The 12,889-nt window shown below is 47.8% G+C and carries 13 protein-coding genes; 7 read left to right on the top strand and 6 right to left on the bottom strand.

Annotated features, from left to right (window positions below):
- On the bottom strand, positions 1-767 hold a 767-nt coding region (locus AC4MRN_RS14990), incomplete at its 3' end, for an AAA family ATPase (protein ID WP_491203721.1).
- A 230-nt stretch (positions 768-997) separates the two neighbouring features.
- Here AC4MRN_RS14990 and seqA point away from each other — a divergent pair.
- The 7 genes from seqA to AC4MRN_RS14955 all read left to right on the top strand — a co-directional run bounded on the left by seqA (position 998) and on the right by AC4MRN_RS14955 (position 9,662).
- On the top strand, positions 998-1,648 hold the full coding sequence (seqA, locus tag AC4MRN_RS14985) for a replication initiation negative regulator SeqA (RefSeq protein ID WP_491203720.1): 651 nt from the start codon (positions 998-1,000) through the stop codon (positions 1,646-1,648).
- 38 nt (positions 1,649-1,686) lie between these two features.
- Entirely contained in the window at positions 1,687-3,339 is a 1,653-nt protein-coding gene (pgm, locus tag AC4MRN_RS14980) for a phosphoglucomutase (alpha-D-glucose-1,6-bisphosphate-dependent) (protein ID WP_491203719.1), read from the top strand.
- A 202-nt stretch (positions 3,340-3,541) separates the two neighbouring features.
- Positions 3,542-6,022: a glycogen/starch/alpha-glucan phosphorylase gene (locus tag AC4MRN_RS14975; RefSeq protein ID WP_491203718.1), complete on the top strand. Its 2,481-nt coding sequence runs from the start codon at positions 3,542-3,544 to the stop codon at positions 6,020-6,022.
- 435 nt (positions 6,023-6,457) lie between these two features.
- A complete protein-coding gene (locus AC4MRN_RS14970; protein ID WP_073324963.1) occupies positions 6,458-7,771 on the top strand; it encodes a putative bifunctional diguanylate cyclase/phosphodiesterase in 1,314 nt (437 codons plus the stop codon).
- A gap of 124 nt (positions 7,772-7,895) precedes the next feature.
- The gene (gene astE, locus AC4MRN_RS14965) at positions 7,896-8,936 is read left to right on the top strand and encodes a succinylglutamate desuccinylase (protein ID WP_491203717.1); all 1,041 of its coding nucleotides are present in this window, start codon (positions 7,896-7,898) and stop codon (positions 8,934-8,936) included.
- The gene (locus AC4MRN_RS14960; RefSeq protein ID WP_491203716.1) at positions 8,929-9,345 is read left to right on the top strand and encodes an HIT domain-containing protein; all 417 of its coding nucleotides are present in this window, start codon (positions 8,929-8,931) and stop codon (positions 9,343-9,345) included. The genes astE and AC4MRN_RS14960 overlap by 8 nt, the downstream gene beginning before the upstream one ends.
- The gene (locus AC4MRN_RS14955) at positions 9,342-9,662 is read left to right on the top strand and encodes a heavy metal-binding domain-containing protein (protein ID WP_073324960.1); all 321 of its coding nucleotides are present in this window, start codon (positions 9,342-9,344) and stop codon (positions 9,660-9,662) included. The genes AC4MRN_RS14960 and AC4MRN_RS14955 overlap by 4 nt, the downstream gene beginning before the upstream one ends.
- A 66-nt stretch (positions 9,663-9,728) precedes the next feature.
- Here AC4MRN_RS14955 and AC4MRN_RS14950 read toward each other — a convergent pair whose 3' ends face one another.
- From AC4MRN_RS14950 to AC4MRN_RS14930, 5 genes are all read right to left on the bottom strand, one after another.
- Positions 9,729-9,917, bottom strand: coding sequence for a DUF2897 family protein (locus AC4MRN_RS14950; protein ID WP_487966638.1), 189 nt, complete (start codon positions 9,915-9,917; stop codon positions 9,729-9,731).
- Positions 9,914-10,594: a M15 family metallopeptidase gene (locus AC4MRN_RS14945; protein WP_491203715.1), complete on the bottom strand. Its 681-nt coding sequence runs from the start codon at positions 10,592-10,594 to the stop codon at positions 9,914-9,916. Before AC4MRN_RS14945 ends, AC4MRN_RS14950 begins: the two co-directional genes overlap by 4 nt.
- Positions 10,591-11,718 carry a succinyl-diaminopimelate desuccinylase gene (gene dapE / locus AC4MRN_RS14940; protein ID WP_491055231.1) on the bottom strand — a complete coding sequence of 376 codons (1,128 nt, stop codon included), beginning with the start codon at positions 11,716-11,718 and terminating at the stop codon, positions 10,591-10,593. The genes AC4MRN_RS14945 and dapE overlap by 4 nt, the downstream gene beginning before the upstream one ends.
- Entirely contained in the window at positions 11,718-12,065 is a 348-nt protein-coding gene (locus AC4MRN_RS14935) for an ArsC family reductase (RefSeq protein WP_255054341.1), read from the bottom strand. The genes dapE and AC4MRN_RS14935 overlap by 1 nt, the downstream gene beginning before the upstream one ends.
- A gap of 129 nt (positions 12,066-12,194) precedes the next feature.
- Positions 12,195-12,656 carry a PTS glucose transporter subunit IIA gene (locus AC4MRN_RS14930; RefSeq protein WP_491203714.1) on the bottom strand — a complete coding sequence of 154 codons (462 nt, stop codon included), beginning with the start codon at positions 12,654-12,656 and terminating at the stop codon, positions 12,195-12,197.
- Positions 12,657-12,889: the final 233 nt, after the last annotated feature.

Genomic DNA, 12,889 nt, shown 5'->3' with positions numbered 1-12,889 from the left:
TAGGCCTGAGCGCCGCGCAACAGCGACTTGCTCGCGCGAGGCGAGAGCGGATAGGGGAATTCTGCATTATCACGACTTTGCTGCACCAACCTCAGCAGGTAATCCAAAATGGGCTCACTGGCGTGAACCCGTGTAACACTGTGCTGCCAGTCTTTCAGTTGTGCCGGGGTAATAACCGGCTTGGCGTCTTCAGCAGTTGGCGCAGGTGACTGAGTCGTTTGACGCAGCATGGCTTTTTCAGCAGCGGTGTCCGGGTAACCCAGGCTGATGCGCATTAAAAATCTGTCCAGTTGTGATTCGGGCAGGGGGTAGGTGCCTGCCTGGTACGCAGGGTTCTGAGTTGCAATTACAAAGAACGGGACAGGTAAAGCATGGGTTGTACCGTCAATACTGACCTGATTCTCTTCCATGGCCTCCAACAATGCGCTTTGGGTTTTAGGACTCGCACGGTTAATCTCGTCAGCAAGCACCACTTCACTAAAAATCGGTCCTGCGTGAAATTCGAAACGTTGTTGCTGCGCATTGTAAATATTGACGCCCAACATATCCGCAGGCAATAAATCAGAAGTGAACTGTATGCGGGAAAAACCCAATCCAAACACTTGGGCGAGCGCATGAGACAGGGTTGTTTTCCCCATGCCGGGTAAGTCTTCAATTAATAGGTGGCCATTGGCCAGTAAGCAGGTTACCGCCAGTTTGATTTGGTGTGGCTTGCCCAGGATTCGCTGATTAAGGGTGTCTATAGCTTCAGAAAGTGCTGTATGCATTCGCCATTCCGCGTTGGTTTATTGTTCAATACGCTCTGTGTATTTACTGGACTACTATACCGGCAAATAATTTTATTAACGTAACCAGACTGATACGTAAGTATAGGAGATGTCTGGATTTTGTCATTGCAGACGCAAGCAAATTGCGATGGGACGAAAACTTGTACCGATAAAGGGCTGTGATCCTCTTCGGGGTTGATTATAATGACCGCCAAAAAAAGGAAGTCAGAATGAAAACAATAGAAATAGATGATGATTTGTATGCCTTTATTGCCGGTCAAACCAAGCATATTGGCGAGAGCGCGTCGCAAATTCTGCGTCGTTTGCTAATGACCGACAGTGTTGAAGGCACATCGACTTCTGCAGAAGCCGCTGAACCGGTTGTCGATACGCCGGCTGCCGAGCCGGAGACAGCGCCGGTTGAAGTCAAGAAGCCGGCCCCAAAAGCCAAAGCCAGTTCCAAAGCCAAATCTGTTGAAGCAGATGCTTCCCCTGCAACCAATGTTGTTGCAGCGGTACCGGCAAATGCCGACGACGATGCATTACTAAAGCTAGTGAACCCTGATGCATTGAAGCAGTTTGACAAACGCGTTGACCAGTTCTTGTATATTTTGCAGCAAGCTTATGTGTTACAACCCGCCGAGTTTGCTCAGGTTGAGACCATAAAGGGCAAGAACCGCAAATATTTTGCAACCAGCAAGGAAGAATTGCTGGCCACCGGCAGCAGCACGAACCCCAAAGCGATTCCCGACAGTGGTTATTGGGTGGTAAGCAATAACAATACCGCGAAGAAGCTGGCTATGCTGTCGCAGGTTTTGCAGATCCTGGGATATAGCGATAAGGTAATAGCATCCGTTACGGAGACCTTCTCCGCGCAGTAATTTACATTCCGAAGTACAAACGTTAAAAGGACAATTTCATGGCGTTACACCCCGAGGCAGGCAAGGCCGCAGCAGAAGAGCAACTTATTAACGTTGCTCAACTGGTGAGTCAGTATTTTAGCTTTCATCCCGACCCAACCGACCCCGCACAAGCGGTGAGCTTTGGTACATCCGGACACCGGGGAACGGCGGCAAACACCACGTTTACTGATATGCATATTGCGGCTATCTGTCAGGCGCTGGCAGAATATCGCGAGCATCAGAAAATCACCGGGCCACTGTTTATAGGTAAAGACACCCACGCGTTGTCTGAGCCCGCCATGATTACCGCTATTGAAGTACTCAGCGCAAATAACGTGAATGTGGTTATTCAACGCGCTGATAACGCGTCTAAAGGTTACACACCCACGCCGGTAATTTCCCGCACGATCATTCGCTACAACCGCGGTCGCACCGATGCATTTGCAGATGGCATCGTTATAACGCCATCACACAATCCACCGTCAGATGGTGGGTTTAAGTACAATCCCCCTCACGGTGGTCCGGCGGACAGTGATGTCACTAAGATCATCCAACAGCGTGCCAACGCGTTAATAGCTGCGGGTAACAAAGACGTCAAACGTTTGGACTTAAAAACCGCAATGGCGTCAGATCTGGTAAAAGAAGACGACTTCATGATGGATTATATTGCCGATTTAGAAAAAGTCGTCGATATGAAAGCCATTGCAAAAGCCGGTTTGAAGCTGGGCACTGATCCGTTAGGTGGCGCAGGTGTGGGTTACTGGCAACATATTGCTGAGCACTATGGCCTCGACATTACAGTAGTAAACCCGAAGGTTGATCCGCAGTTCGGCTTTATGCGTCGCGACAAAGACGGCAAGTTGCGCATGGACTGTTCTTCGGCTTACGCCATGGCCGGGCTCATCGAATTAAAAGACAAATTTGATTTAGCCTGGGGTAACGATCCTGACTTTGACCGCCATGGCATCGTTTGCCCGAGTGGCGGGCTGATGAATCCGAATCACTATTTGGCGGTTGCCATTGATTATTTGTACCGACATCGCGCCGACTGGCCAGCGTCACTGAAAGTAGGCAAGACCCTGGTGTCCAGTAGCATGATTGACCGCGTAGTGAATGATATGGGCCGTGAGCTGGCAGAAATGCCAGTGGGCTTTAAGTGGTTTGTACAGGGCTTGTCTGACAGTGAACTGGGTTTTGCCGGTGAAGAAAGTGCAGGGGGGATTTTCCTGCAGCGCAATGGCGAAACCTGGGCCACCGATAAAGACGGCTTCATTATGTGTTTGCTGGCGGCGGAGATTCTGGCTGTGACCGGAAAAGACCCGGGGCAGCATTACGCTGAATTAACCGATAAGTTTGGTGCGCCCTGTTATCAGCGTGTAGACGTTGCTGCGAGCCTGGAAGAGAAAGACAAGCTTTCAGCCATGGATGCCAGTGTCGTCACCAGTGAATCACTTGCTGGCGAACCAATAACTAATGTGCAAACACACGCGCCTGGCAATAACGCAGCGATTGGCGGTGTGAAGGTTTCTACTGAAAATGGATGGTTTGCTGCACGACCGTCTGGCACTGAGCAGATATACAAAATCTACGCAGAAAGCTTTAATGGTGAAAGCCACTTACAGGATTTAATTAAAGAAGCCGAAGAGTTGGTAGCTAAAATTATTAAATAAACCGCTACAAGGCGAATGATTTAATTCATCTTTGTTAATTAAATGTAAAAATCCAGCTGATTGATTATTATTTCAGCTGGATTTTTTGTTTTTTAACAAAAAAATTACAAAAAAAGTTTTTTAGGACTGCTATATTCGCTCTATAAGTTGTAAGTTAATTACATTTAGTGTGTAAATTTTGACCGATAGAGTGAGAGCGCCAATGAGCGGGAAAAAATCAAACCTCCAAACTGAAGTAACGATCAGTAAAAGCGAATTCAAAGCGTCGGTGGTAAAACACCTCCACTGCACCCTGGGCACAGATGAGAATAAAGCTAACAACCACGCCTGGTGGAAAGCGACCTGTGCAGCAATGCAAGAGCAAGTCCTTGAAGGACTAAGAAAAACCCAGAAAACACATTATTTAAACGATACCCGCGCAGTACACTATTTCTCTGCTGAATTTTTGATGGGACGTTTGCTTTCTAATAACCTGCAAAATTTTGGTTTATTTGACGTTGCTAATGATGCACTGAATGAACTGGGTGTAAGCCTGAGTGATGTTCTGGAAGAAGAGCCGGATATGGCACTGGGTAACGGTGGTCTGGGTCGTTTGGCTGCGTGCTTTATCGACTCACTGGCAACCATGGATTTACCAGCCATCGGTTACGGTATTCACTACGAACACGGATTATTCCGTCAGGAAATCCAGGGCGGTGCCCAAATTGAGCGTCCGGACAGCTGGCGTGATTACGGCAATCCATGGGAAATTTGCCGTCCTGAGTCTATTCAGGAAGTGTCGCTATACGGTTACGTAGAAACTAAATACGGTGAAAACGGCCGCATTCAGAAAGAGTGGCACCCGGGTCACATTGTGAAAGGGGTACCATGGGATATTCCGGTTGTTGGTTACGGCGGTAAAAACGTTAACGTACTGCGTTTGTGGCAGAGTAAATCGTCTGGTTACTTTAACTGGGACGTATTTAATGCCGGTGGCTATGTTGATGCACAGGTTGAAAACGTGCAGGCCGAGACGATTTCGAAAGTACTTTACCCGAATGACGAAACCGAAGCCGGTAAAGAATTACGTCTGATTCAACAGTACTTCTTCTGTGCCTGTTCATTAAAAGACATTATCCGTCGCTACAAGCGTGCGCATGGTGACGACTGGAGCCGTTTCACAGATCAGGTTGTGATCCAGTTAAATGACACTCACCCGGCTATCGCTATTCCAGAGTTGATGCGAATCCTGGTCGACCGTGCTGAACTGGATTGGGACAGCGCTTGGGCGATTTGTACCAAGGTCTTTGCGTACACAAACCATACTTTGTTACCTGAAGCGCTGGAGAAATGGCCTGCACGCATGATTGAAAAAATCCTGCCACGCCATTTGGAAATCATTTACGAAATCAACCATCGCTTCATGAAAGAGGTCGACAAAAAGTGGCCTGGCGACAATGAAGTTAAAGCCAAGTTGTCCATCATTGAAGAAGGCAACGAAAAAATGGTTCGCATGGGTAACCTGTCTGTGATTGGTTCATTTGCGGTAAACGGTGTAGCGGAAATTCACTCTAAACTGGTTAAACAAAACCTGTTCCCTGAATTTGATGCGCTATGGCCAGGCAAACTGACTAACGTTACAAACGGTATTACGCCACGTCGCTGGTTGAAAGCCTGTAACCCGTCGCTGTCTAAATTGATCGACAAAAAGGTAGGGGCCGACTGGCCGCTGGATCTTAAGCAACTGGAAGGGTTGGCTAAATACGCCGACAACAAGACGTTCCAGAAGCAATTCATGCAAGTGAAGCAGCTAAACAAAGAAGTATTGGCTGCGGAAATTAAACGCTCGCTGGATCTGGATGTTGATACTAACGCCATTTTTGATGTGCAAATTAAGCGCCTGCACGAATACAAGCGTCAACACTTAGCGCTGCTTCATATTATGGCGTTGTACCGTCGTTTACTGGAAAACCCGGATTACGACATGCATCCGCGTGTATTTATTTTTGGTGCGAAAGCCGCGCCGGGCTACAAGCTGGCAAAAGACATTATTTTTGCTATCAATAAAGTGGCTGAGAAAATCAATAACGACGCGCGTGTGAACAACAAGCTGAAAGTCGCTTTCCTGCCTAACTACCGCGTTAGTCTGGCAGAGAAAATGATCCCGGCTGCTGATGTATCTGAGCAAATCAGTACTGCAGGTAAAGAAGCGTCGGGTACCGGTAACATGAAGTTGGCCCTGAACGGCGCTATTACCGTGGGCACACTGGACGGTGCAAACATTGAAATCGCCGAAGAAGTGGGCGACGACAACATCTTTATTTTCGGGTTAACCGTTGATGAAGTAAACGCACTGAAAAAATCGGGCTATAAGCCATACGATTACTACTACAAAAACGCCGAAATTAAAGCAGTGCTGGACTGGATGGAAACCGACTACTTTACGCCGGGTAAACCAGGTGCGTTGTCGTCCATTAAGCAAAGCTTGCTTGATCACGGTGACCAATATCTGGTTCTTGCTGATTATGAGGCATATTCGGAAGCTCAAAAACGTGTGGACGAAGCGTATCGCGATAAAGAGCGTTGGGCACGTATGGCCATCATTAATACAGCGAAGATGGGTAAATTCACCTCTGACCGTTCTATTCAGGATTACGTCGAGCGTGTTTGGAAGCTGAAGTCTTGTCCGGTAAACAAAGCCTGATAAATCAGCGCATTGCATAAATCGAAAACCGCGGCCTGATGCCGCGGTTTTTTGTTTGATTTCAATGATATTGAGGTACGACCTCTGCGTATTGTTACGTTTTATTAACTTGCTTGGAAAGCGGGGTCACCTTTCGTTTTATTCGGGATTATTGGTTCGAGGATTGATCTCAAAGATTCGTGGAATAACGCTGAAGGGCTTGTTTTTATTGGCCTGTATTCATTTGTAACAATACGGCAGTGTGGTATTGAACTCGCTTAGAGATCAATAATTTATACAATTTAGCCAATTGGCTTGATGCAACAAAACCCTGCCTGATACAGGGGTATATATTTTAATACATATTAACGCTTGCATAGACTTTAGTTCAGTGTTTCCATAGCCATCAATCAATAACTTACTGTTTATTCAGATTTTTAAGGCCAAACGCGTTTTATGACCGTTTCTCACTCAACACTAGCGACGATTCCGAACCGCTACGCATTTATCGATAAGATTGCGTCATGCGGCGAGCGTCATACACAGCTTTCGCTGATGTTGATTGATGTGGTACGTTTTTCCGACGTCACCACCAGCTTTGGCATTGAAGTGGGTGATCAGTTCTTATTAGAAATTGCCAATCGCCTGCAGCGTTTATTCCATCACAATATTGAATTTGGCCGTATCAGCGGCGATGTGTTTGGTGTGGTATTGCCGGGCATACATTCGCCCGTTGTGTTGCAGCAGCAATTTGAATATCTGGCAGAACATTTCAAAACGCCCATGTACTACGATGGTCATGCATTTATTGCAGATTTCAATGTGGGTGTTGTCAGCAAATCCCAGGGCGCATTCGATTTAACCTTGTTTGTTTCCAGAGCTGAAGCTGCCTTGAAGCAGGCGAAGGAAAACAAGTACGAAAACTTCTCGTTGATGAGCATGCACGACAAGGCGGAAACGGGCCGCAGTCTGGCATTAAAGGCCGATTTGCAACGGGCGTTGGCACGCAATGAACTCGAGCTTTATTACCAGCCAAAAGTCGATTTATCGACACTCACCATTGTGGGGGCTGAGTGCCTGTTGCGCTGGAATCACCCGACCGATGGGTTGCTCTTCCCGGGGCCGCTTATCGAGGCAGCCGAGTCTTATCACATGATGAACGAGCTCGGTTACTGGACGCTTGAGAGTGCGATTCGTGGTTTGGTCGGCTTTGAAGCGCATGGGCTTGATATCACTCTGTCTGTCAATATTTCTCCAACACAGCTATACGATACCAAACTGGTACCTACGTTAAAGCGCTTAACACACCGGTATGGTGTGAATATGAAGCAGTTGGAACTAGAGTTAACCGAAGACATCGCCGTATCTAATTCCCTGATGGTGAAAAAGCAGTTGGCCGAGCTACGCCAGCTCGGCATTCAGGTGGCTGTTGATGATTTCGGTAAAGGCTATTCAAACCTGGCGTACATTCGCGATCTCGAACTCAATACACTGAAAATAGATAAAACATTTGTAATGGAACTTACCGATAATCCGGTGAATAAAGCCATTATTGAAGCCGCGCGCATAATCGGCCAGGCCAAGGAATGTGAAGTCATTGCTGAAGGTGTTGAAACCATTGAGCAATTGCACCTTCTGCGTGAGATTGGCATTCGCTACGGACAGGGTTACCTGTTTTCTAAAGCCATCCCACACCAGTCTTTTATCTCCCTTGCCCAGCAGGACATCATTGTAGGCGACTCGCCTTATCGACAAATGAAAGCCGTTTAGCACCAACGTTGTAAGCTTCTCGCTACAATTAAACGGTGTGTTATGTCTATTTACCCTGCGAATACTTCTTTCGTCATACCTGACACGTTACACTATGGTTTTTTACTGATCCTACGTAGTTATCATGACACTTGAGTCACTGGCCAATGGCCAATTTTTACACCTTTCTCGCTTTTCTCCCGAATCGTTACCCTGTGGCGAGACCTATAATCTTGACGATGGTGCAACAATAGAGTTGCTGGCGCCGGGGGTTGTTCAGCTAACGCCGGCCAAGCTTGCTGAATCCGGCCTGAAACACATTGTATATTCGTGTGGTATTCACGGTAACGAAACCGCACCCATCGAAATTTGCTCAGATTTACTGGACGACCTGATTAATGGCCGCATTGGTTTGAAGCATCGGTTGCTGTTGATCTTTGGCAATCTGCCGGCGATGAATATCGCCAAACGGTTTGTTGAAGAAAACATGAACCGGTTGTTCAGTGGTGAGCATGCAAATGGACTGTCTAACCCTGAGCGAGAGCGCGCGGCCCAACTGGAAGCATTGGTGTCGGCATTTTATGCAAAAGCCGGCGACGAAGAAGAAAAGATACATTACGATTTGCACACTGCAATCCGCGAATCGAAAAATGAAAAATTTGTCGTCATGCCATTTCTCAATGACGGCCGGCATCACAGTGCGAAGCAATTTGGTTTCTTACACGCATGCGGTATTCAGACGTACTTGTTGTCGTCTGCACCTACAACTACCTTTAGCTATTACTCCAGTGCTACGCACAAAGCGAGGGGATTTACGGTTGAATTGGGACGAGTGAAACCGTTTGGTGAAAATGACATGACCCGCTTCGAAGCCGCCAGAGAGAGCCTTACCCGGTTGATTAGCGAGGACGACTTTGCGCCAGCAGTCGATGTGAATCAATTAACACTGTACAAAGTGAACCAGGTTATTAATCGTCAGAAAGAAGACTTTGTGCTTCATTTCGACGACGATGCCCCCAATTTTAGCGATTTTAAAGCGGGCACTTTGTTGGCCAGTGAACCTGGCGCACGCTATGAAGCACAGCAGGACGGCGAAGCTATTGTGTTCCCGAATGCCAATGTGGCAATAGGGCAGCGCGCATTATTAACGGTTATTCCAACAACTCTGGAGACAATGGATGTTTAATTTGGATCCTCGCCTTGCGGGAGATACCTTGCTGGTGGGCGAACTGCCATTATGTCGTGTTTTACTCATGAACGACGCGCAATATCCCTGGCTTATTTTAGTGCCGCGGCTAGCTGATTTAGTGGAACTAACCGACCTGTCTGATACCGACTATCAGCGTTATTGCACTGAGAGCCGCGCGGTGGCAAAAGCCATGTTGGAAGTCTACCCGGATGCGAAACTGAACATTGCGGCCTTGGGCAATGTTGTGTCGCAGTTGCATATTCACCACGTTGCGCGTTTTAATAACGATGCTGCCTGGCCGGGACCTATTTGGGGAAAGCACCCAGCAATACCTTACAACCCGGAACAAGCAAACGCACTGGTTAAGCAATTTCAGACACAGCTATCGATTAAGGAAGGATCATGATTCTTACCACTACGCCCTCTATTGAGGGAAAAACCATTAAACAGTACCACGGCATTGTGATTGGCGAAGCGGTAATGGGCGCCAATATTTTCAAAGATTTGTTTGCGTCTATTCGCGATATCGTTGGTGGGCGTTCAGGCTCTTATGAAGATGAACTCACCAAAGCCCGTCAAATTGCATTTCGTGAGCTCGAACAAGAGGCGCGCAACATGGGCGCAAATGCCGTTGTGGGCATCGATTTAGATTATGAAGTACTGGGCGATAAAAACAGTATGCTGATGGTGAGCATGAGTGGAACTGCGGTAACCGTAGAATAAGTAACACGCGGGTTTTAAAGCGCCAGTTGCAACTGGCGCGTAGCGTAACAGCCTTGGCTTATTTGTCTACGACTTATTGTTGTCGTGCTGCGTTGTTTCAGCTTCTGGCGTTTGTTCGTCATCCTGACTGTTTTTCTCTGGCACGCGATAAGCCGGGGGTAATTTAAACTTTGCGCTGTAGCGTAACAGCATGATGTTGCTTACTATGACGCCGAGTACCAGTACAATGATGCCGACAATAAACCAGGTATTCATGCCGTAACGCCCTCATTTAATACGTATCTTGGATACAGTTCATCAAACATTGCCAACACCGTGGATTTACCCTGCATCTCTGCCTGCGCTAAACACGCCCTGAGTTGTTCAGGATTACGCAAGGCTTCAAATTCCGCGGCTGTGGGCGCGAAGGAAAGGTGCCATAGCTCGGTAGCAACGCCACCGTTATTTTCCAGAAAAGGCCGCAGGAAACCATGTTCAGCCAGGTGTGCGTCCATCCAGTTAGCCAGAGCGAAACAGGGACCGCCTTCGCGGTACTCTGCGTCGACCAGATCCAGTTTGCCACCACACGCCTCAACAGCGACTTTGTCGTATACATCCAGATCCGTTCCCCAATGGTGGCGGCTGCCACCCGGCAGGGCTGACCAGGTCAAAATAGCATACACTTTTTGCTCGTCTGTTAACGCCTTTGCATCGAGTGGTTGGTCGTTTTCGTCGAGCAGCGGCAGTTCACCGGTCCATTTGCGATTCCAAATAGACAGTTGGCGCTGAAACCCACGGTAGCTGCTGACAATTTGCATGTCCTGCCCATCCTGAGCGGCATGGGACTGCATGGCTTTAAACGCATGGGCAACGTCAGCGTGTAGCTGATGTCCGTTACCCACATCAACCAGATGCTGGTCATTCAAGCCGAGCCATGCGTCCGCGTGAATCATGTAAGCAGGTGCTCCATAATACGGTAGTAAATGCGTTCCAGATGGTAGAGGTCCTGAATACGAACGTGCTCGTCAATCTTGTGAATTGACGCGTTTACCGGACCCAGTTCAACAACCTGAGCACCGGTGGGCGCAATAAAGCGACCGTCAGATGTGCCACCGGCGGTAGACAATTCGGTATCAAAATCCATTTCAGACGAAATGGCCTTTTGGGCTGCTTCAACCAGGTCACCTTTGTCGGTTAAAAAGGGCTGGCCATTAAAGGTCCACTTTATCTCGTAGTCGAGATTGTGACGTGCAAGGATTTCTTCGACGCGTTTAATTAACTCCCGATCAGTGACTTCTGTCGAAAATCGGAAATTAAAACACACGTGTAACTCGCCGGGAATAACGTTGCCTGCGCCGGTTCCAGCGTGAATATTGGATATCTGAAAACTGGTTGGCGGGAAAAAGTCATTGCCATTGTCCCAGTGGGCGTTGGCCAGCTCAGCTAAGGCAGGTGATGCATCGTGTACCGGGTTTTTCGCCAGGTGAGGGTAGGCCACGTGACCCTGAATACCTTTTACAATCAAGTCGCCGGTAAGCGAGCCGCGACGACCGTTCTTTACAACGTCGCCAACGGTATCGGTACTTGAGGGTTCACCAACAATACACCATTTGATTTTTTCGTTGCGGGCTTCCAGGGTATCGATGACACGCGTGGTGCCATTTATAAACGGGCCTTCTTCATCACTGGTGATCAAAAACGCAATACTGCCGTGATGATCAGGGTAGTCGTTCACGAACTGACGTGTTGCTGTAAGCATGGCCGCCAGACTGCCTTTCATATCGGCTGCTCCGCGCCCATATAACACGCCGTCTATTTCGGTGGCAGAGAACGGCGGGGTTTTCCAGGCCGATTCCGGTCCGCTGGGTACAACATCGGTATGGCCTGCAAAACAGAATACCGGGCCATCGTTACCGCGACGCGACCACAAGTTAGTGGTGTCTTCGAAGACCATGGTTTCGTTGTTAAAACCCAGCTCCGCCAGCCAATCTTTCATCATGTCCTGGCAGCCAGCATCTTCTGGCGTAACCGAACGACGGTTAATCAGGTCTTTAGTGACCGCTAATACATCTTTCATCAGGCAAAAATCTCTTCGTACTGAGCGGCTTTAAAGCCAACGTGGAAGTTCTGTTCAACCTGCAACAGCGGGCGTTTTATCATGGCCGGATGTTCAGTTAACAGGGCCAGAGCGGTATCGGCAGATACGGAAGCTTTTTGTTCGTCAGACAGCTGGCGGTAAGTGGTACCGCGTTTATTTAACAGTGCTTCCCAGCCCAGGGCGTCCAATGCTTGTTGTAATGTATCCTGCGGAACACCCTGTTTGCGGTAATCGTGAAAGGTAAAGTCCAGGTTTTTTTCGGCCAACCAGGTTTTGGCTTTCTTAATCGTATCGCAATTGGGGATCCCATACATGACTACATTCATAAAGGCGTCTCGTTATTCGTATTTTGTGTGTGGTGCAAGTCTATATTGCCCGTTAATTCCATGCAAAGAATTGGTGCGCAATCACCATTATCAAGGGCTATATGATATATCTGCTTGTTTAGGCGTCGTTTATCCCGGTTCGGCAAATAAGGTGAAAAGCGGTTCTTCGAGTGCGCGAATACTGCCAGAACTGTGACATTGAATTGCGGCTAATTGTTTTGCATTCAATAAGGTGAAGTACAGGCAGGGCGAGAGCCCTTGTTGCTTCATCCACAGCGGATCACAGGTAAATAGGCAGTGACGTGCGGCCACTTTATCGCCTGGTTTTACATGAAATTGCAGTCTTTCGCCATGTTGATTTTGCTCTGGTTGCCCTATCTGAAACTGCAGTTTTAACCCCTTAGTCGTTGTCGCAGTCAGACTACCTTTGGCAGTGTTAATCGCGCTAACCACCAGAGGAGAGGGGGCAAATACCTCGCCTTTTGTTAGCACAATGCCAACACCTTCGCCCAGGAGTCTGTTGCGATACAATGCTGATTGCGCGTCGGACAGCTGGAACACTGAACCTGTGGCCGGGCTTATAATACGCATAACCGCTTTTTTGGCCGCTGGTGCCGACTCTGTGATTTTAGTGACGAAGCAATAATTCATAGTGAGAAAGTGGACAAAACCTGCCCCAATGTAACAATAATTTTGCCAGGATCCCACTGTGAATTACGTTGTTCAATGTTATCCACTATATCTGTGGATAACTTTGTTGAGTAGTTCTGTGGTAAGTTGTAACTAACTGTATATAAAGAATTTAAATGAACTGGTTATAATAG

Source organism: Marisediminitalea sp., from assembly GCF_984433645.1.
Note: the sequence above shows the minus strand (reverse complement) of the source record. Positions and strands in the feature narration are given on the sequence as shown.

Bases quoted from the DNA above. Each gene is read 5' to 3' on its own strand.
- AC4MRN_RS14975 (WP_491203718.1), top strand. From the start codon at position 3,542: ATGAGCGGGAAAAAATCAAACCTCCAAACTGAAGTAACGATCAGTAAA.
- astE (WP_491203717.1), top strand. From the start codon at position 7,896: ATGACACTTGAGTCACTGGCCAATGGCCAATTTTTACACCTTTCTCGC.
- AC4MRN_RS14930 (WP_491203714.1), bottom strand. From the start codon at position 12,656: ATGCGTATTATAAGCCCGGCCACAGGTTCAGTGTTCCAGCTGTCCGAC.
- AC4MRN_RS14955 (WP_073324960.1), top strand. From the start codon at position 9,342: ATGATTCTTACCACTACGCCCTCTATTGAGGGAAAAACCATTAAACAG.
- AC4MRN_RS14950 (WP_487966638.1), bottom strand. From the start codon at position 9,917: ATGAATACCTGGTTTATTGTCGGCATCATTGTACTGGTACTCGGCGTC.
- AC4MRN_RS14970 (WP_073324963.1), top strand. From the start codon at position 6,458: ATGACCGTTTCTCACTCAACACTAGCGACGATTCCGAACCGCTACGCA.
- AC4MRN_RS14935 (WP_255054341.1), bottom strand. From the start codon at position 12,065: ATGAATGTAGTCATGTATGGGATCCCCAATTGCGATACGATTAAGAAA.
- dapE (WP_491055231.1), bottom strand. From the start codon at position 11,718: ATGAAAGATGTATTAGCGGTCACTAAAGACCTGATTAACCGTCGTTCG.
- AC4MRN_RS14945 (WP_491203715.1), bottom strand. From the start codon at position 10,594: ATGATTCACGCGGACGCATGGCTCGGCTTGAATGACCAGCATCTGGTT.
- AC4MRN_RS14960 (WP_491203716.1), top strand. From the start codon at position 8,929: ATGTTTAATTTGGATCCTCGCCTTGCGGGAGATACCTTGCTGGTGGGC.
- seqA (WP_491203720.1), top strand. From the start codon at position 998: ATGAAAACAATAGAAATAGATGATGATTTGTATGCCTTTATTGCCGGT.
- pgm (WP_491203719.1), top strand. From the start codon at position 1,687: ATGGCGTTACACCCCGAGGCAGGCAAGGCCGCAGCAGAAGAGCAACTT.